Origin of the sequence: Comamonas koreensis (assembly GCF_021026195.1) — a bacterium.
Lineage (GTDB): Bacteria > Pseudomonadota > Gammaproteobacteria > Burkholderiales > Burkholderiaceae_C > Comamonas > Comamonas koreensis.
In genome coordinates this window covers 19,182-37,297 of record NZ_JAJNCT010000025.1, presented here as the reverse complement: position 1 = coordinate 37,297, position 18,116 = coordinate 19,182, and the positions used below count along the sequence as shown (strand labels likewise).

16 protein-coding genes and 1 pseudogene are annotated in these 18,116 nt (G+C 64.7%); 8 read left to right on the top strand and 9 right to left on the bottom strand.

Going from position 1 to position 18,116, the window contains the following annotated elements:
- Positions 1–103 precede the first annotated feature (103 nt).
- Positions 104–463, bottom strand: a complete 360-nt coding sequence (locus LPW39_RS18060; RefSeq protein ID WP_230778434.1) for a hypothetical protein — start codon at positions 461–463, stop codon at positions 104–106.
- Between the two features lie 378 nt (positions 464–841).
- On the opposite strand from LPW39_RS18060, the gene LPW39_RS18055 reads away from it, so the two are divergent.
- From LPW39_RS18055 to LPW39_RS18020, 8 genes and pseudogenes are all read left to right on the top strand, one after another.
- The gene (locus tag LPW39_RS18055; RefSeq protein ID WP_230778432.1) at positions 842–3,034 is read left to right on the top strand and encodes a malate synthase G; all 2,193 of its coding nucleotides are present in this window, start codon (positions 842–844) and stop codon (positions 3,032–3,034) included.
- A 435-nt stretch (positions 3,035–3,469) separates the two neighbouring features.
- On the top strand, positions 3,470–3,883 hold the full coding sequence (locus LPW39_RS18050; RefSeq protein WP_230778430.1) for a hypothetical protein: 414 nt from the start codon (positions 3,470–3,472) through the stop codon (positions 3,881–3,883).
- A 163-nt stretch (positions 3,884–4,046) separates the two neighbouring features.
- Positions 4,047–4,301: a hypothetical protein gene (locus LPW39_RS18045; protein WP_230778428.1), complete on the top strand. Its 255-nt coding sequence runs from the start codon at positions 4,047–4,049 to the stop codon at positions 4,299–4,301.
- A 165-nt stretch (positions 4,302–4,466) separates the two neighbouring features.
- The gene (locus tag LPW39_RS18040) at positions 4,467–4,802 is read left to right on the top strand and encodes a hypothetical protein (RefSeq protein ID WP_021025065.1); all 336 of its coding nucleotides are present in this window, start codon (positions 4,467–4,469) and stop codon (positions 4,800–4,802) included.
- A gap of 131 nt (positions 4,803–4,933) precedes the next feature.
- Positions 4,934–6,601, top strand: a complete 1,668-nt coding sequence (locus tag LPW39_RS18035) for a DUF4384 domain-containing protein (RefSeq protein ID WP_230778426.1) — start codon at positions 4,934–4,936, stop codon at positions 6,599–6,601.
- Positions 6,598–7,842, top strand: coding sequence for a tetratricopeptide repeat protein (locus LPW39_RS18030; RefSeq protein ID WP_230778424.1), 1,245 nt, complete (start codon positions 6,598–6,600; stop codon positions 7,840–7,842). The genes LPW39_RS18035 and LPW39_RS18030 overlap by 4 nt, the downstream gene beginning before the upstream one ends.
- Before the next feature lie 17 nt (positions 7,843–7,859).
- Positions 7,860–8,429, top strand: a complete 570-nt coding sequence (locus LPW39_RS18025; RefSeq protein ID WP_230778422.1) for a pentapeptide repeat-containing protein — start codon at positions 7,860–7,862, stop codon at positions 8,427–8,429.
- Between the two features lie 62 nt (positions 8,430–8,491).
- Positions 8,492–9,328: pseudogene (locus LPW39_RS18020) on the top strand (ChaN family lipoprotein).
- Positions 9,329–9,348: 20 nt separating this feature from the next.
- On the opposite strand, the gene garD reads toward LPW39_RS18020, so the two are convergent.
- From garD to LPW39_RS17980, 8 genes are all read right to left on the bottom strand, one after another.
- The gene (garD, locus tag LPW39_RS18015; RefSeq protein WP_230778419.1) at positions 9,349–10,920 is read right to left on the bottom strand and encodes a galactarate dehydratase; all 1,572 of its coding nucleotides are present in this window, start codon (positions 10,918–10,920) and stop codon (positions 9,349–9,351) included.
- Between the two features lie 94 nt (positions 10,921–11,014).
- Positions 11,015–12,016 carry a Bug family tripartite tricarboxylate transporter substrate binding protein gene (locus LPW39_RS18010; RefSeq protein ID WP_230778416.1) on the bottom strand — a complete coding sequence of 334 codons (1,002 nt, stop codon included), beginning with the start codon at positions 12,014–12,016 and terminating at the stop codon, positions 11,015–11,017.
- Positions 12,017–12,065: 49 nt separating this feature from the next.
- Positions 12,066–13,361, bottom strand: a complete 1,296-nt coding sequence (locus LPW39_RS18005) for a glucarate dehydratase family protein (protein WP_230778413.1) — start codon at positions 13,359–13,361, stop codon at positions 12,066–12,068.
- Between the two features lie 54 nt (positions 13,362–13,415).
- A complete protein-coding gene (locus LPW39_RS18000; protein ID WP_230778411.1) occupies positions 13,416–14,711 on the bottom strand; it encodes a TRAP transporter large permease in 1,296 nt (431 codons plus the stop codon).
- A gap of 10 nt (positions 14,712–14,721) precedes the next feature.
- Positions 14,722–15,204 carry a TRAP transporter small permease gene (locus tag LPW39_RS17995; protein WP_230778408.1) on the bottom strand — a complete coding sequence of 161 codons (483 nt, stop codon included), beginning with the start codon at positions 15,202–15,204 and terminating at the stop codon, positions 14,722–14,724.
- 99 nt (positions 15,205–15,303) lie between these two features.
- Positions 15,304–16,269 (bottom strand): TRAP transporter substrate-binding protein, encoded by a 966-nt coding sequence (locus LPW39_RS17990; protein ID WP_230778406.1) that lies wholly within the window; start codon positions 16,267–16,269, stop codon positions 15,304–15,306.
- Between the two features lie 80 nt (positions 16,270–16,349).
- Complete coding sequence (locus LPW39_RS17985) at positions 16,350–17,258, bottom strand: SMP-30/gluconolactonase/LRE family protein (RefSeq protein ID WP_230778404.1); 909 nt, start codon at positions 17,256–17,258, stop codon at positions 16,350–16,352.
- The gene (locus tag LPW39_RS17980; protein ID WP_230778401.1) at positions 17,255–18,088 is read right to left on the bottom strand and encodes an NAD-dependent epimerase/dehydratase family protein; all 834 of its coding nucleotides are present in this window, start codon (positions 18,086–18,088) and stop codon (positions 17,255–17,257) included. Before LPW39_RS17980 ends, LPW39_RS17985 begins: the two co-directional genes overlap by 4 nt.
- Between the last annotated feature and the right edge of the window lie 28 nt (positions 18,089–18,116).

The window sequence follows — 18,116 nt, the reverse complement described above, 5'->3', positions numbered from 1 at the left end:
GTGTGTTATTTGCGACGGCGAGGCGGGCTAGTGCGCAGTCAGGTGGCACGGCCGGCACCGCCCAAGGCAAAAAGCAGAGCTGGCATTGAAGCCAGCCCCGGCATTACATCGTCATTTCGCTTTCGACGTCGGTCACCTTGCGGCGTGCCAGTGCCAGGTTGGCGCGCTTGTTGTCCAGAACGTAGTACACAAAGATGCCGGCCAGGCGCGAGCAAGGGCGGATGATGTGGTACTGCTTGCCCAGGGTGATGAGGATGTCGTCGATGTTCTCGTTCAGGCCCAGGGCCTTGATGGTCTTCATCTTGGCGCGCACCACTTCGGTGTTACCGGCAGCTGCCAGCTCCATGTCCACGCCGGTGCCGGCGCTGGCCAGCATCATGCCGCTGTTGTAGTCCACAACGGCTGCGCACAGGGCACCTTCCAGAGACATCAGATCATTCAAGCTGTCGGTCAAATTCGCCATGAAAACACTCCTGAGAAGCGAAGGCGCATCAAAAATTACCGCCCCCTGATGAAAATGATTGTATCTGATCATTTCTGATTTCCATCAAGCTTTGCGCGCATTTTCTGATGGCCTGCTACTTTTCGGCAACAGCTGTGCTAGCAGCAGCGCTACGAGCCCAGCAGGCTGCAAAGCCACCCCTTCATATAGGCATTACTGATGAAATCATCTGAACTCCAAAACTCCTTCTGAACGAGACCGCGTCAGCAGGCGTCGATTACCTTCATATAAGTCACATATCAAAGTGTTTTTAATGGATTGATTGCCATGGCGGGTATGGAATAAAGTGTGCTGATGGGCTGTCACAGCCCCATCTGTATGTATTGAAAGGAAGACACCATGACTGAACGCACCACCGTCCACGGCCTGCAAGTGGCCCAGGTTCTGTATGACTTTGTGAACAACCAGGTCCTGCCAGGCACCGGTGTAGAGCCCGCTGCGTTCTGGCAAGGTTTCGATGCCATCGTCTCTGACCTGGCCCCCAAGAACGCCGCCCTGCTGGCCGAACGTGACCGCCTGCAGACGGAGCTGGACAGCTGGCACAAGGCCCACCCCGGCCCGATCACCGACATGCCGGCCTACCGCCAGTTTCTGACCCAGATCGGCTACCTGGTCGAACAGCCCAAGGACGTGAAGGCCAGCACCGAGAATGTGGACTCCGAGCTGGCCGTGCAAGCCGGCCCCCAGCTGGTGGTGCCCATTCTGAATGCCCGCTACGCACTGAATGCGGCCAACGCCCGTTGGGGGTCGCTGTATGACGCGCTCTATGGCACCGATGCCATCAGCGAAGACGGTGGCGCAGAAAAGGGCAAGGGCTACAACCCCGTGCGCGGCGCCAAGGTCGTTGCCTACGCCCGCCAGTTCCTCGACCAGGCCGTGCCATTGGCCCAGGGCTCGCATGCCGATGCCACCGGCTACGCCGTCGAAGGCGGCCAACTGGCCGTTTCCCTCAAGGACGGCAGCAAGACCGGCCTGAAGGACGCTGCCAAGTTTGTCGGCTACCAAGGCGATGCGGCTGCGCCCAAGTCGGTGCTGCTGAAGAACAATGGCATCCATATCGACATCATCATCAACAAAGCCACGCCCATTGGCAGCAGCGATGCCGCCGGCGTCTCCGACGTGGTAGTGGAAGCAGCGCTGTCGACCATTCTGGACCTGGAAGACTCCGTCGCCGCCGTGGATGCGGAAGACAAGGTCAACGGCTATGCCAACTGGCTGGGCATCCTCAAGGGCACCCTGACCGAATCCTTCGACAAGGGCGGCAAGACGGTGACCCGTGGCCTCAACGCCGACCGCGAATACACAGCCGCCAATGGCGACCGCCTCAAGCTCCATGGCCGCTCGCTGATGTTCCTGCGCAATGTCGGCCACCTGATGACCAACCCCGCCATCCTCTGGGGTGCCAACAAGCAAGAGATTCCCGAAGGCATCATGGACGCCGTGGTGACCACCGCCATTGCGATGCACGACCTGCAGGGCAAGGGCGCCCAGGGCATCCGCAACAGCCGCACCGGCAGTGTCTATATCGTCAAGCCCAAGATGCACGGCCCCGCCGAAGCAGCCTTTGCCGACGAGCTGTTTGGCCGCGTCGAGCAGATGCTGGGTCTGCCAGCCAACACCGTCAAGCTCGGCATCATGGACGAAGAGCGCCGCACCACGGTGAACCTGAAGGCCGCCATTGCTGCAGCGCCTGCGCGTGTGGCCTTTATCAACACCGGCTTCCTGGACCGCACCGGCGACGAAATGCACACCGCCATGTACGCCGGCCCCATGGTGCGCAAGGCCGACATGAAGACCTGCGCCTGGCTGCCTGCCTATGAAAAGAGCAATGTGCTGGTGGGCCTGACCATGGGTCTGCGCGGCCGCGCCCAGATCGGCAAGGGCATGTGGGCCATGCCGGACCTGATGAAGGCGATGCTGGAGCAGAAGATTGCCCAGCCCAAGGCCGGCGCCAACACCGCCTGGGTGCCCTCGCCCACTGGCGCCACCCTGCATGCGCTGCACTACCACCAGGTCAATGTGGCCGAGGTGCAAAAGGAGCTGGAAAAGACCAGCGCCGACACCGAGCGCGACAACCTGCTCAATGCCATCTTGCAGGTGCCCGTGGCTGCCAACCCGAACTGGAGCGATGCCGAGAAGCAGCAGGAAGTGGACAACAACGTGCAGGGCATCCTCGGCTATGTGGTGCGCTGGATCGACCAGGGCGTGGGCTGCTCCAAGGTGCCTGACATCCATAACGTGGGCCTGATGGAAGACCGCGCCACCCTGCGCATCTCCAGCCAGCATATCGCCAACTGGCTGCAGCACGGCATCGTGACCGAGGCCATGGTGCGTGACAGCTTTGCCCGCATGGCCAAGGTGGTCGATGGCCAGAACGCGGGCGATGCGGCTTACAAGAGCCTGGTGGCCAACCCACAGGGCGCCGCGTTCCAGGCCGCGCTGGATCTGGTGTTCAAGGGCAAGGAACAGCCCTCGGGCTACACCGAACCCCTGCTGCACGCCTGGCGCCTGAAGGTCAAAGCCGGCGCCTGAATATAGATTGGGGCATTCAGCGCCCACGGCCCAAGGTTTACCCTAGGGTAAACACCAAGAGCAGCCCCTGGGGCTGCTTTTTTTATAGCAACTAAGCTAATACTCTTCGAAGCCTGCCCAGTGGGGGCAGGCTTTTTTTACGCATTCGTAAAAACAAAGCTCAAAAGTAAAGCGAGTTCCCAATTTGCAGATCTTTGTAAAGAAATTGCCTACGCATCCATTCAGTTTATAGCCTCATATGTATTTCAATTGTTACCGGCATATTTGATTTCTATAGGCACTTCCAAAAAACCTAAATCTGATTGCTACGAGATATTTCTTATGTCATGAAATATTCATGATTCACCCGGTTTCAACTCGTCATTTGCCTGCGCCGCACTGCAGTTAAAAACACGCCTTAGCAAGTTTTCGGCTATCGGCAAGGAGCTTTTGACCATGGGCCATCAATCCATTTCCAGCGCCAAGCAGGCATTCGTCCAGGCATTGGCAAAACAGCGCCATCTGCTGCTGTGGGCAGGCCTGGGGCTGGGTGCCTCGGCATTCGCCCAGAACAACCAGCAGGTGGTGGTCAATGGCGGCATCGTCAATATCTCCGGGCCCGCAGCCCAGGCGGTGATGAATATCTCGTCGAACAAGAACATCCGCCAGATCCGCGGCAACAACCAGGTGACCTCGGTCAATGGCGTGGTCGCGAACATGGCCAGTTTTGGTGCCTATAGCGAATTGAATATTGCGTCGCGCAATGGCGGAGTCGGCAGCGGCAGCCAGGTGGTTTCCGTCGGCGGCCCCGTGGTCAACCAGGCCACCGGCACCGGCATGCGCAGCGTAGTGAACATTGGTGGACGGTAGCAGGGCGCCATGCGGCCGCACGCCAATGAACGGTTCGGTTTCTCCGACATGGGGAGCTGACTGCAGAGGTGCACCACAAGGGTCTGCACCATATTCTTTCAGTAACGAGGAGATTTTTATGAAGAAGTTTTTCGCAATTCTGGTTTCGGTTTCGGCTATCGCGATGTCTGCACAAGCAGAAGTGAAGATCAAGGGCAACAACGACCAGAAGGTCACCGTGAAGAACGGCGCCGTAGCCAATATGGCCATTGGCGCTGGTGCTACCGCCACGCAGAACCTGGCCTCCAACAAGGGCAACGTCAATATCGGCGGCAATAACAAGCAGGAAGTCTCGGTCACCAACGGTGCCGTGGCCAATATGGCCATCGGTGCGATGACCAAGGCCGAGCAAAACCTCGCCTCCAACGACGGCAAGTAATCCCCTCCCCTTCATCCCCGCTGGCCACCGATTGCGTCTGGAGACCGTTCGCTGGCCGGCCCCTATAAAAAAGATCTTCTGCAGAGCATTCGCCAGCGCCAAGGGATGCAACCGCATTTCTGAGCCTGCGACCGTTGTGCAGAGGGTCCCTTCAGGAGACTGCGCATGAAAGCCAGCTATGCCGGGGTATGGGTTCTCGCCCTGTTGTGCGCCGCCGCGCAGGCGCAGCAAAAGCCACCCGCAGGCCGCACCGGGCTCGACCCGGCCTCACGCAACAAGGTGAGCAATGCCATGGCCCGCAACTACCTGACGGAGCAGGACTCCAGATCCGCCATCGAGCGTGAAATGGTCACTGGCCCCTCAGGCAAGAACTGCAATACCAACGTGGGCGCAGCCCCCCAGATCAACGAAGGCACGGCCGGTATCGGTAACCGCTATGGGGCAGGCAATGCCGACCAGGTGACCGTCGTTCGTGGCTCCGTCATCAACATCTGCAAATAAACACGATGGTTTCTGCGCCAGAGCCTGCCATCTCTGCGCAGCCCCCCGGGGCGAGGGAGCCCGGCGACGCTGGCCAGCGCGGCAGCGCCGCCGCCAGCGCAGCCCCACCATCGCAATAACGAATAACCACCATGCATCTTTCATCGATTCGCCGCCTGGCCCTGGCGCCCTGCGTGCTGGCCTTGTCCGCCTGCAGCATCCAGCCCACCTTGTCCGACCGCAAGGACATCATTGAAAAAGGCATCACCGAGCAATCGCCGCTGGTCACCCCTAGCAAATCCGCATCGGCGATGCGCGAAGGCCTGGCCTGCATGGACCGCATGCTCGCCACCGAGCAGGTGCCCTCGACCCTGGTCGCGGTCAAGAGCATCCCCGACCCCTCCGGCCTGTTCTCCACCGGCACCAAGGAAATGGTGATCACCGCCCTCTCGCGCATGTCGCGCACCAGCCAGGCTTTCCGCGTGGTGGACTACGAAGTGGATGCGCTCAAGCAGGACACCGTGCAGACGATGACCAGCCTGCTGCTCAACAACGGCCAGATCGAGCTGCGCAAGCCGCAGATCTATGTCTCGGGCGCCATCAGCTTTGGCGACAAGACAGTGGTCTCCAAGCGCAGCAGCCTGGGCGTCTCCACCGCCAACACCGACACCGGCTACAGCTGGGATCTGCTGGGCACCGTGGTGGGGCTGGATCTGCATCTGGGCGACATGAACTCCCGCACGCTCTACCCGGGTCTGGACTCGGCCAACGAGCTGGTCGTCGCCACCGGAGGCCGCTCGGTCGAGATCGGCGGGCGCGCCACCGGCCTGCCCAAACATATCTACCGCCTGGGCGTGCAGTACGAAGTGGCTGCCGATGTGAACCAGGGCGCGGGCGCAGCGGTGCGCCTGCTGGTCGATCTGGCCACCATCGAGCTGGTGGGCAAATGGGCCAAGGTGCCGTACTGGGAATGCATCGACTACGAGCAGAACCACCCCGAATTCAAACGCCAGATGCGCACCTGGTTTGATGAACAGGGCCCGGCAGACCGCATCAACCTGGCCCAGCGCGTGCTGCGGGCCGAAGGCGCCTGGAACGGTCCCATCGATGGCAACGACTCCACCGCGCTGCGCAATGCGCTGGCGCTCTACCAGGCATCGTTGGACCTGACCCCTGTCGGCGTCGTCAACTTCGAGACCTATATGGGCCTGCTGCGCCTCTATGCCGGCATGTCGGCTGACGACAAGATCGCCTCCAGCTACTCGCCGCAAAGCGATGAACTGAAACCGCGACCGCACGGCCTGCCGGACAACGAGCCCACCACCGATGCGCTGGCCCTGTCCCTGCTCGGCCACAAGGAGCTGACATCGCAGCTGCCCATCGGCACCTCGGTGGTGCTGCGTGTGGCACCGGCCCGCACCGGCTTCCTCTACTGCTACTACCAGGATGCCGCCCAGGTGGTCACCCAGGTCTATCCCAACCCGCAGCAGCAGGCCGTGGTGGCCCAGGGCCGCATCGGCTTGATGGTCCCGGATGTGTCGCAGGCCAACTCCTTCCTGATCGAGACCGCACGCCCCGGCGTGGAGCAGGTGTACTGCGCCCAGACCACCAAGCCGCTGACCGGCCGCGTGCCGGTGGCTCTGACCCAGGCCCAGCTCGCACCGATTGAGGGCTTGACCACGATCGAAGCCGTGCAGCAGCAGATTGCCGCGCAGACCGGCGTCATCGCCCAGTCGCAGCTGCGCTGGGAAGTGGAAGGCCCTGTGGCCGCCGTCACTGCCCCGCCCGCCGCACCCGCACGCCGCGGCAAGAAGCCATGAGGCGCCCCGCAGTGACCGGCCGCCGGGCCGGCCTGGTGGCGCTGACCGGCGGGCTGCTGCTGCAGGCCTGCGCCAGCTGGGCCGCCATCGTGCTGCCATCGGCAGGCGGTGGCGATGCCGGCGCGGCCGCCAGCAGCAGCCAGGCCCCGGCAGCACCCGCCGCGCCGGGCGCCTCCTCGTCCATCCGCCTGCCGGCCCAGCGCAGCGATGCCAGCCTGCAGGCGCTGCGCAGACAGGCGCAGGAAGGCGATGTCAGCTCCCAGTTCGAGCTGGGCATCTACTACTACCAGAACGCCGGCCTGCCACAAGCGGGCGCCCAGGCCCGCCAGTGGCTGGGCCAGGCCGCTGCGCAAGGCGATGCCCGGGCCATGGCGGCGCTGGGTTACATGCTGGGCACGGGCACCGGTGGTGTGCGGGATGTGCCCACCGGCCGCCAGTGGCTGCAGCGCGCAGCCGATGCGCGCTTGGCCAAGGCCACCTATCTGCTGTCCCTGGTCGAGCGCAAGGTGACCGGCCCCAAGGCCATGCAGCAGTCGCGTTTGCTGCTGGAGCAGGCCGCGCGCGATGGCGATGCGATGGCGCTCAATGACCTGGCCGTCGAGCGTGAGCTCGAAGGACGCATGAACGAGGCCAAGGAGCTGTACGCCCAGGCCCAGGCCGGTGGCAGCCAGACGGCGGCGCAAAACCTGGGCCGCATCGCCAGCTACCAGCGCGCCAGCACCTCCGAGCAGCTGGGCCGCCTGCGCGCCCGTGCCGACGAGGGCAATGCCAACGCGCTGCTGGAGCTGGCCTACCGCTACCACCTGGGGCGCGGCGTGCAGCGCAATTTCGCCACCGCCATCCAGTACTACCGGCGCGCGGCCGATGCCGGCTCGCCCAAGGCGCGCGAGTTTCTGGCGCTGATCTTCAGCCGCAGCAACGAGAAGCAGCCGGTCATCGACGAAGCCTGGATGCAGGAGCTCGCCGCGCGCATCAATGCCGTGGCCCTGCAGGTTGAGGAAAAGCACCCCAGCGCGCCGCCGGATCGCCCCCAGCGCGTGGCCGACCCGCTGGCGCAACTGAGCCAGCAGCCCTTTGCCTGGCCAGAGCCGCCCGCCGCCGATGGCGATGCGGCGACGGATACCAACACACCGCCGCTCTCGCAGGAGCAAGCGGTGCCGAACGAGGAGCGTCCCGCTCCCGGGCATGCCCAAGGCATGCAGCCCTCCAACCTGAGTCACAATGCGCCGCTCACCGAGTAGCGCAAGAAAGGACAAGCATGCAACAAACCAACATCAAGCAGGCCCTGGCCGTGCTGACCCTGGGCCTGGCCGCTGGCGGCGTCTGGGCACAAGGCGCCGTCATCTCCGCCCCCGGCGTCGATGTGCGTGGCGGCAGCCAGGGCGCCTCGGTCACCGTCAACGGCTCCGTCGTCAACGCGGCCTCGGGCCGTGGCGCCGTGGCCGAGACCAATATCCCCGGCCGCAGCAGCACCGTACACGGTGGTGCCGGTGGCGCAGCGGTCGTGGTCGAAGGCCAGGGCAAGTCCTCCACCACCGTGCGCAGCCAAAAGCGCAGCGGCGGCGGCAGCAACCAGGCCCATGTGAACGCCAATATGTCGGGCTCCAACCTGCCCCAGGCCAACTTTGCCGGCCACAGCTTCACCAATGTGGACCTGTCCAACTCCAACCTGCAGGGCGCCAACTTCCAGGGCGCCGAGCTGGTCAATGTGAGCCTGGACAACTCCAACCTGGCCGGCGCCAACCTGAGCGGCGCCACCCTGGTCAATGTGTCGATGGAAGGCGCATTGACCACCGGCGCGATCTGGACCAACGGCCAGCGCCGTTAAGTACCCCTTCGGCAACCCTTCAAGCCCTCAGGCCGCTGGCCAGCCACTACCATGCGCGAATGATGCAAATAAAATTCATTCGCAATGCTGGCTGGCTGCCCGGCCTGTTGGGCTTGGCGCTGCTGGCCGGTTGCGCCAGCCAGGCGCCGCAAAGCGCTGCCAACGCCGAGCTCGACCGGTCGACGATGTCACTGGCCGAAGCGCCCGATGTGCTGCTGCTGGGCGAGCAGCATGATGCCGAAGCGCACCAGCAGTGGCAGCAGGCCACGGTGGCGCACTGGGCGGCACGGCGGCAATTGGCGGCCGTGGTGCTGGAGATGGCCGATGCCGGCCACAGCACCCAGGGCCTGGCCGCCGATGCCAGCGAAGCCCAGGTGCAGCAGGCACTGGCCTGGAATGACAAGGGCTGGCCTTGGCGCCACTATGGCCCGGCGGTGATGACGGCGGTAAAGGCGGGAGTGCCCGTGCTGGGCGGCAATCTGCCGCGTGCGCAGATGCGCGATGTGATGCAGTAAACCCGCTGGGACAGCCACCTGCCTGCCGCCGCATGGCAACGCCAGCTCGACGCCATTGCCGACGGCCACTGCGGCCTGCTGCCCGACACCCAGCTGGCCCCGATGGCGCGCATCCAGCTGGCCAAGGACGACAGCATGGCCCAGACCGTTACATCCCAGCTGCAGCCCGGCAAGACCGTGCTGCTGATCGCCGGGCGTGGCCACGTGCTGCGCAGCATCGGCATTCCCACCTGGCTGCCTGCGGGCACCCGCTCGGTGGTGGCCATTGGCCAGGCGGGCAGCCAGGCCCAGGCCGATGCGGCCGACCGTGACTGGGTGCACAGCACCCCGGCGTTGCCGGCCCAGGACCACTGCGCCGCGCTGCGCGAGAAGTGGAAAAAATAAGCCGCTAAGCGCCCAGCGCTTCAGGTCACCGGGGCCGGGTTGAACAGCACCAGCGCATTGTGCAGCTGCCACTCTTCCGCCCAGGTCTTCTTGCGGCCGCTGGCCACCTCCAGCATCAGGCGGAACATCTCCCAGCCCATCTCCTCGATGGTCGCCTCGCCATCGGCAATGCGCCCGGCGTTCACATCCATCAGGTCATGCCAGCGGCGCGCCAGATCGCTGCGTGTGGCCACCTTGATCACCGGCACCTGCGCCAGCCCATACGGCGTGCCGCGCCCGGTGGTGAACACATGCAGGTTCATGCCGGCGGCCAGTTGCAAGGTGCCGCAGATGAAGTCGCTCGCGGGCGTGGCCGCATAGACCAGGCCGCGCTCAATGCCGCGCTCGGCCAGCCGCTGGCCGGGTGACAGCACGCCGGTGATGGGCGCCGTGCCGCTCTTGATGATCGAGCCCATGGCCTTTTCCACAATGTTGGACAGGCCGCCCTTCTTGTTGCCCGGCGTGGTGTTGGCGCTGCGGTCCACCTTGCCCTTGTCCAGGTAGGCGTCGTACCAGGCCATCTCGTCGATCATGGCCTGCGCCACCTCGGGGCTGGAAGCGCGGGAGGTCAGCTGGTCAATGCCATCGCGCACCTCGGTCACCTCGCTGAACATCACCGTGGCACCGGCGCGCACCAGCAGATCGGTGCAAAAGCCGACGGCCGGGTTGGCCGTCACGCCGCTGAAGGCATCACTGCCGCCGCACTGCACGCCCACCACCAGGGCACTGGCCGGCACAGTCTCACGCCGACGCTGGTTCAGCCGTGCCAGGTGCGCCTCGGCCCGGGTCATGATCGATGCAACCATCGACATAAAGCCCACATGCGCCTCGTCCTGCAAGCAGACCACATCGAGCTCGGGCGCGCGCTCGTCGGTGATCGGAAACGAGCCCGGCGGCAGCAGGCGCTCGGGCTGCAGCTTTTCGCAGCCCAGGCTCACGACCATCACCTCGCCGCCAAAGTTCGGGTTGTGGCTGATATTGCGCAAGGTGCGCTGCGGTATGTCAGCACCCACCGCATCAATGGCCACGCCGCAGCCATAGCTGTGTTCCAGCCCGACGACATCATCAACATGCGGATAGCGCGGCAGCAGCTCGGCCTTGATGCGGCGCACCGCAAAATCCAGCACGCCGGCCACGCACTGCACCGTGGTGGTGATGGCCAGGATATTGCGCGTGCCCACCGTGCCATCGGCATTGCGGTAGCCCTCAAAGGTATAGCCCTCCAGCGGCGGCAGATCGGGCGCCGGCACGGTGGCGATCGGCAGGCCTTCGAGCGAGCGGGCCTCGGGCATCTGCAGCAGGCGCTCATGCACCCAGCTGCCCGCCGCAATGGCCTGGCGCGCATAGCCGATGACCACGTTGTAGCGGCGCACGGCCTCGCCTTCTGCCAGGTCCACTAGGGCCACCTTGTGGGCCTGCGGCACCTGCTCGACCAGGCGCAGGCCCGAGGGCAGCACCGTGCCCGCCGGCAGCCCGCCGTCATTGGCGATGATCGCGACGTTGTCCGCCGCATGCATGGAAATCGAAAGGGGGGTCGTTCTGGCTTGTGTCATATCCAATACTCTCTGGCGCGGGGCACCAGCAGCTTAGCGTGCTGGTGCCACCCGGCCGCGCGGCCCTGTCAGTCACCGGGCCGGCTACTCACGGTCAATCGGCCTTGATGCCGGCGGCCTGGATCACCTGCGCCCATTTGGCCACCTCGGCCTTCTGGAACTCGGCCAGCTCGGCCGGCGTCATCGTCGAAGGCTGCATGCCAAAGGCCTTCAGGCGAGCCTGTACCTCGGGTGTGGCGACGATCTTCATGATCTCGGCATGCAGGCGGTCCACCACCGGCTTGGGCGTGCCCGCTGGCGCAAACACCGCCTGCCAGGAACCCATGTCAAAGCCCTTTTCACCGGCCTCGGCAATGGTGGGTACATCGGGCAGCGACTCCAGGCGCTTGGAGCTGGTCACCGCAATCGGGCGCAGCTTGCCGGCCTGGATATGCGGGCCCACGACCAGGGCCGTGTCGAACATCATGTCCACCTGGCCGCCGATGACATCCTGCACCGCCGGGCCGCTGCCCTTGTAGGGCACATGGGTGAACTTGACCCCGGTCTGGTAGGCCAGCAGCTCCAGCGCCATGTGGTTGGAGGTGCCGCTGCCCGGCGACGCCGAGGTCAGCCCGCCGCTCGATGCCTTGGCCTTGCTGCCGGCCATCACATCGGCCAGGGTCTTGTAGGGGCTGGAGGCGGGCACCACCAGCACCAGCGGGCCCGAGCCCAGCATCGCGACCGGCGTGAAGGACTTGACCGGGTCGTAGTCGAGCTTGGAGTAGAGGCTGATATTGATCGCATGCGAGCTGATCGTGCCGCCCAGGATGGTGTAGCCATCGGGCGCCGCGCGGGCCGCCAGGGCCGAGCCCACGCTGCCGCCCGCACCGCCCTTGTTCTCGATGACCATCGGTGTGCCCAGTGCCTTGCCCAGCGGCTGGGCCACCACGCGCGCCAGGGTATCGGTATTGCCACCGGGCGGAAACGGCACCAGGTAGGTGATGGACTTGCCGGTGGGCCAGCTGCTTTGTGCCAGCGCGGATGTGCTGGCCAGGCCGGCCCCCAGCATCAGGGCGCTGGCTGCGAGCGAGCTTTGGATCAGGGTTCTGCGTTGCATGGATGTCTCCTTGGTTTGTAATCGTCGAAAGCAATGAACTCGGTGGGGATCAAAAACGCGGCTGCTTGCCGTCAAAGCTGGGGTCGTACTTGCGCATCTGGCCCAGGTCATCGCGGTTGCGGATGCCGCAGTGCAGGTAGTTGTCATGCAGGCGCGCCAGCGCGTTGCGGTCCAGGCGCACGCCCAGGCCTGGCGTTGTCGGCACACGCAGGCTGCCCGCTTCAAACTGCAGGCGCCCGCCCTCGATGACCTCCTCGTCCTGCCAGGGGTAGTGGGTGTCGCAGGCATAGGTGAGCAAGGGCACGCTGGCGCAGAGATGCGTCATCGCCACCAGGCTGATGCCCAGGTGCGAGTTGCTGTGCATCGACAGCCCCAGGTCAAAGGTGCGGCACAGGGTGGACAGGCGCTGCGTCGCGCGCAGGCCGCCCCAGTAGTGGTGGTCGCTCAGCACAATCTTCACCGGGCAACCCATCTCGGCATTGCGCCGGAACTCGGCAAAATCGGTCACCACCATATTGGTGGCCAGCGGCACCTCGCAGGCGCGGGCTACGGCCGCCATGCCATCCAGCCCGGGCGCCGGGTCTTCGTAGTACTCCAGCACGCCGCGCAGCCTCTCGACAATGCGCAGGCTGGTCTCCACCGTCCAGTTGGCATTCGGATCGATACGCAAAGGCAGGCCGGGAAAGGCCTCGGCCATGGCCAGAATGCCGGCGGCCTCCTCATCGGGCGGCAAGGCCCCGGCCTTCAACTTGATGCTCTGGAAGCCGTACTGGCCTATCATGCGCTGCGCCTGCGCCACCAGCTGCTGCGGTGTCAGCGCCTCGCCCCAGGCATCGGGCGCATAGGGCTGGCCGGCATGCTCGGCGTACTTGTAGAACAGGTAGGCCGAGAACGGCACGCTGCTGCGCGCCGCACCCCCCAGCAGATCGACCACCGGCGCATTCGCCATCTGGCCTTGCAGATCGAGCATGGCCACCTCAAAAGCACTGACCACCTTGGCCACCGTTTTCGACACATGGGTGCCCGGCGCCAGCGATACCTGCTGGCCCAGGAACTCCGAGGCCGTCTGCACCGGTGGTGCCACCAGCGCAGCCACCCGCTGCTCCATCTCGTTCAGCGCCCAGGGCGACAGCCCCACCAAGGCCGGCGCCGCCTTGGCCAGCGCATCAAGCATGGGCTGGTCGCCATAGCTCTCGTTGATCCCCACCAGACCCGAGGCGGTCTCGATCTCGATGATGGATCGCAGCGCCCAGGGTTCATGGATGCCGGCAGCGTTGAGCAGCGGCGGGTCGCGGAAGGCAATCGGCGTGATGCGGATATGGCGAATGGCGTGTGAGGTACTCATCGTGAAAACGCAGAAGAAAGCAGAAGGGGTGAAGGGGTGGGAGGCTGTGAAGGCTTAGCGCACGGTCATGATGATCTGCGGCAGCCAGGTGGTGAAGGCCGGCACAAAGGTCACCAGGCCCAGCGCAAAGATCAGCGCGCCATAGAAGGGCCAGATGGTGCGCATGACGGTGCCCACCGACACACCGCCAATGGCGCAGCCGACAAACTGGGTGGTGCCCACCGGCGGCGTGTTCAGGCCCAGCGCGCAGTTGATCAGCAGCACAATGCCGAACTGCACCGAGCTCATGCCGTAGTGCTGGGCAATCGGCAGGAAGATGGGCGTGCACAGCAGGATGGTGGCGGCCATGTCGAGGAAGGTGCCGAGCAGGAACAGGATGATGTTGATCATCAGGAACACCATCCACGGCGTGGTGGTCACCTGGGCCAGCATCTGGCCGGTGAGCTCGGCCACGCCGTAGAGGCTGATCAGGTAGCCAAAGGTGCTGGAGATGCCGATCAGCAGCAGGATGATGCCGGTGTTGCGCACCGCCTTGGAGGCGGCCTTGACAAAGTGCGACCAGCTCAGCGACCGGTAGACAAACACCGTCAGCGCCAGCGCATACAGCACGGCCACGACAGCCGATTCGGTGGCGGTGAACACGCCCGACAGAATGCCGCCCAGGATCAGCACCACCACAAAAAGCCCCGGCAGCGCCGCCGCCAGGCTGCGGCCCACCACCTGCCAGCCGGGGAAGGTGCCGGCCGGGTAACCCCGGCGGCGTGCCACCCAGTAGGCCGCACCCAGGTTGCTCAGGGTCAGGATGATGGCCGGGATGATGGCCGCCAGAATCAGCGCCGCAATCGACACCTTGCCGCTGGCCGCCAGCGCATAGATGATGATGTTGTGGCTGGTCGGCATCAGCGCGCCCACCAGGGCTGCATGCGTGGTCACGTTGACGGCATAGTCCGCGTGGTAGCCCTCTTTCTTCATCATCGGGATCATCACCGCGCCCATGGCCGAGACATCGGCCACCGGCGAGCCCGAGACACCGCCAAACAAGGTGCAGGCCACCACATTCGACATGCCCAGGCCGCCGCGCACATGGCCGATCAGCGCCCGCGCAAAGTTGACGATGCGGTCGGCAATGCCGCCGTGCAGCATCAGCTCACCGGCAAAGATGAAGAAGGGAATCGCCAGGAAGGAGAACACCCCCATGCCGGCGGTCATCTGTTGAAAACCCACCTCCAGCGGCAGCCCCTCGTAGGCCAGGGTGGCCAGCGCAGACAGGCCAATGGAGAAGGCCACCGGCACGCCCAGCAGCAGCAGGACGGCAAAGCTCAGGCTCAGAATCAGCAAGGCTGTGGTCATCGCCGCGCTCCTAGTTGGGCTGCACTTCGCGGCCTTGCGCGAGTGCGATCAGGTGTTCGATGGAAAACAGCACGATCAGGCTGCCGGCAATGATGGCGGGCACGTATTTCCAGCCTTCGGACACGCCCAAGGTCGGCAGGCGGTAGTCCCAGACCGATTCGGCCAGCGATGCGCAGCCATAGGCCATGGTCGCGCCAAACAGCAGGATCAGCGCATGGATCAGAAACTCCATCTTGGTGCGCAGCCAGTCCGGCGCCAGCACCAGCAGCGATTCCAGCCCGATATGGCTGCTGTCGCGCACGCCGACCGCCACGCCGAACATGGTCACGTAGAGCACCAGCAACAGCGACAGGCTCTCGGCCCAGGTCGGCGTGTTGTTGAGCACATAGCGGCCAAACACCTGCCAGCTGACGGCAGCAATCAGCAGCATCAGGCCGGCAATACCCAGCCACATGCACAAGCGCGACAAGGCGCTGCAAATCTTGGTAAACATCGTGGTGCCCGAGCAGCCCGGGGCGCACAGCCTCCGGGCGATGGTTGCAAGGAGCCAGCACCCGGCGGGCACTGGCATTGGCGTGGGATCAGCGTCGGATCAAGGCGTGTCTTGCGCGCGCTTGACCAGGTCCTTCAGCTTGGCATCGGTGATGAACTTGTCGTACACCGGCCGCATCGCCGCCTGGAACGGGGCCTTGTCCACCTCGATGATCTCGGCACCGCCTGCCTTCACGACCTCGAGCGACTTGGCCTCGCGCTCGGCCCACTGCTTGCGCATATAGGGCACCGACTCCTTGGCAGCCTGGCGCACCCAGCCCTGCTCCTCGGGCGAGAGCTTGTCGAAGGTCCGTTTGGAGAACAGCAGAATCTCCGGCGCCATCGAGTGTTCGGTCTTGCTGAAGTACTTGGCGACTTCAAACGAGCGCGAGCTCTCGAAGGTCGGGTAGTTGTTTTCGGCGGCGTCAATCAGGCCGGTCTTCAGCCCGGTGTAGACCTCGCCCATCGGCATCGGTGTGGCATTGGCGCCCATGGCTTCGAGCATGCTCACCCAGAGATCGGACTGCTGCACGCGCACCTTCATGCCCTTCATGTCGGCCAGGCTCTTGACCGGCCGCTTGGCGGTGAACATCGAGCGCGCGCCGCTGTCGTAAAAGCCCAGGCCGACAAAGCCCTGCTTCTCACAGGCTTTGAGGATCTCCTCGCCCACAGGGCCATCGAGCACCTTGTGCATATGTTCCACCGAGCGGAACAGAAAGGGCATCGTGGGCACCACGGTCTCGTTGCAGACATTGTTCATCGCGCCCACATTGACCCGCACCATCGCCAGCGCACCAATCTTGGCCTGCTCGATGGTTTCCTTCTCGCCCCCCAGCGCCCCGTTCGGGTAGACGCGGATGCTGTGCTTGCCGCCTGACAGCGCCTTGAGGCGCTCGCCCATGAACTTCACCGCCTGCACGGTCGGGTAGTCGTCTGGGTGGATATCCGATGAACGAAATTCGGTGGCCTGCGCGCTGAGCGCCAGCAGACCGGCAGCCAGTGCTGCACTGATAGTGGAAAGTCGCATTTGTCTACCTCGTTATCTCTGTGGTTGGGGAACATGCCCGGATGGTTTCCGGGTCTCTGGGTCACACACACCTCGCCTGTTTACAGGGGCCGAAATTCCGTCTCCTCCATTCCTGATACGCCGGGGCGCAGCGCAAACAGGCCACCGGCCAGCGGCTGGTCCGACAGATCGATGCCCTCGGGCCGTATCGATGTGACATAGAGCACATCCAGACCCGGGCCGCCAAAGGCGCACATGGCCGGCTTTTTGACCGGCAGCGGCAGCGAGCGGTCCAGCTGCCCATCGGGCCGGAAGCGGTGCACCAGGCCGGCGTCATTGCCGCAGATCCAGTAACAGCCCTCGGCATCGATAGCCGCGCCATCGGGCCGGCCCGGCAGGCCCGTCATATCGACAAACAGGCGGCGGTTGCGGGGCGTGCCGCTGTCGGTGTCGTAGTCAAAAGCCCAGATCTGCTGGCTGCGCGGGTGCGAATCCGACAGGTACATGGTCCGGCCATCGGGGCTGAAGGCCAGGCCGTTGGGCGTGATCAGCGGGCCCAGCTGCAGGTCCTGCGCGCGTCCTGCCGCCAGGTCATCGGCCCCCAAGCGGTAGAGCTTGCCCACCGGCTGCGCGGCCGCCATATCCATCAGCATGCTGCCCGCCACAAAGCGGCCCTGGCGGTCGCAGCGGCCGTCGTTGAAGCGCATGCCAGGCATGGCGTGGTCAACAGTGGCCAGCGGCTGGGTGTGGGCCCCTCCATCGCCCAGCGTCACTTGATAAATGCCATCCTCCAAACCTGCAATCCAGCGCTGCGGCTCACCCTGCCAGGCGGCCATGCAGGCCAGCATCTGCGGCAGCTGCCATTGCCTGGCCTTGCCTTGCCCGGGCTGCCAGCGCTGCAGCAGGCCGCGCGGTATGTCGGCCCAGTACAGCGCAGCCTCCTGCGCACGCCACACGGGGCTTTCGCCGGTGGCGTTGCGGGCATCGAGGACCAGCTCGGCGGCTGTCATGCAGGCTGCTCCGGCGTATCGCCAAAGGGGCCCTGGGCGGTGAAGGCACCACCCTGGTAGACGGCGACCGGGTCGTTGGCGGCGGGCGCAGGTTGCGCCTCCACCTTGGCGCGCCAGGGCTCGGAGCTGTCCTTGGGCACAAAGCCCAGGTGGGCCGCGGCATGGTTGTCCCACCACAGGTCGCGGTTGGCCGATGCGCCGTAGACGACGGTATGGCCAACGTTCGGGGTGAACAGGCTTTTCTCCACCAGCTGCACCAGGTCGTCATAGCTCAGCCAGCTGTGCATCATGCGCCGGTCCTTGGGCTCGGGGAAGGACGAGCCAATGCGGATGCTCACCGTCTCGATGCCATAGCGGTCAAAGTAGAAACTCGCCATGTCTTCGCCAAAGGATTTGGACAGACCGTAGTAGCCATCCGGGCGGCGGCGCGCGTTGGCGTCGATCTTTTCGCTCTGCTGGTAAAAGCCGATCACATGGTTGGAGCTGGCAAACACAATGCGCTTCACGCCATGGCGGCGTGCGGCCTCGTAGAGGTGGAAGATGCCTTTGATATTGGCCTCCAGCACCTCTTCAAAAGGCCGCTCCACCGACACACCGCCCAGGTGCACGATGGCGTCGCAACCGGCCACCATCGCATCCACCGCCTGCTTGTCGGCCAGGTCGCAGGTGTTGACTTCCTCTCGGGCATCCTGCGGCGCGCCCATGCCGGCGATGTCGGACACGCGCAAGACGGGCGCCAGGCCACGCAGGCGCTGGCGCAGCACCTGGCCCAGGCCGCCGGCGGCGCCGGTCAACAGCAAGCGTTGCAGCGGGGGAGTTTGTGCCTGCATCTGCTGCTCCTTTTTCATAAAAAAAGGC

Bases quoted from the DNA above. Each gene is read 5' to 3' on its own strand.
- LPW39_RS18060 (WP_230778434.1), bottom strand. From the start codon at position 463: ATGGCGAATTTGACCGACAGCTTGAATGATCTGATGTCTCTGGAAGGT.
- LPW39_RS18055 (WP_230778432.1), top strand. From the start codon at position 842: ATGACTGAACGCACCACCGTCCACGGCCTGCAAGTGGCCCAGGTTCTG.
- LPW39_RS18050 (WP_230778430.1), top strand. From the start codon at position 3,470: ATGGGCCATCAATCCATTTCCAGCGCCAAGCAGGCATTCGTCCAGGCA.
- LPW39_RS18045 (WP_230778428.1), top strand. From the start codon at position 4,047: ATGTCTGCACAAGCAGAAGTGAAGATCAAGGGCAACAACGACCAGAAG.
- LPW39_RS18040 (WP_021025065.1), top strand. From the start codon at position 4,467: ATGAAAGCCAGCTATGCCGGGGTATGGGTTCTCGCCCTGTTGTGCGCC.
- LPW39_RS18035 (WP_230778426.1), top strand. From the start codon at position 4,934: ATGCATCTTTCATCGATTCGCCGCCTGGCCCTGGCGCCCTGCGTGCTG.
- LPW39_RS18030 (WP_230778424.1), top strand. From the start codon at position 6,598: ATGAGGCGCCCCGCAGTGACCGGCCGCCGGGCCGGCCTGGTGGCGCTG.
- LPW39_RS18025 (WP_230778422.1), top strand. From the start codon at position 7,860: ATGCAACAAACCAACATCAAGCAGGCCCTGGCCGTGCTGACCCTGGGC.
- garD (WP_230778419.1), bottom strand. From the start codon at position 10,920: ATGACACAAGCCAGAACGACCCCCCTTTCGATTTCCATGCATGCGGCG.
- LPW39_RS18010 (WP_230778416.1), bottom strand. From the start codon at position 12,016: ATGCAACGCAGAACCCTGATCCAAAGCTCGCTCGCAGCCAGCGCCCTG.
- LPW39_RS18005 (WP_230778413.1), bottom strand. From the start codon at position 13,361: ATGAGTACCTCACACGCCATTCGCCATATCCGCATCACGCCGATTGCC.
- LPW39_RS18000 (WP_230778411.1), bottom strand. From the start codon at position 14,711: ATGACCACAGCCTTGCTGATTCTGAGCCTGAGCTTTGCCGTCCTGCTG.
- LPW39_RS17995 (WP_230778408.1), bottom strand. From the start codon at position 15,204: ATGTTTACCAAGATTTGCAGCGCCTTGTCGCGCTTGTGCATGTGGCTG.
- LPW39_RS17990 (WP_230778406.1), bottom strand. From the start codon at position 16,269: ATGCGACTTTCCACTATCAGTGCAGCACTGGCTGCCGGTCTGCTGGCG.
- LPW39_RS17985 (WP_230778404.1), bottom strand. From the start codon at position 17,258: ATGACAGCCGCCGAGCTGGTCCTCGATGCCCGCAACGCCACCGGCGAA.
- LPW39_RS17980 (WP_230778401.1), bottom strand. From the start codon at position 18,088: ATGCAGGCACAAACTCCCCCGCTGCAACGCTTGCTGTTGACCGGCGCC.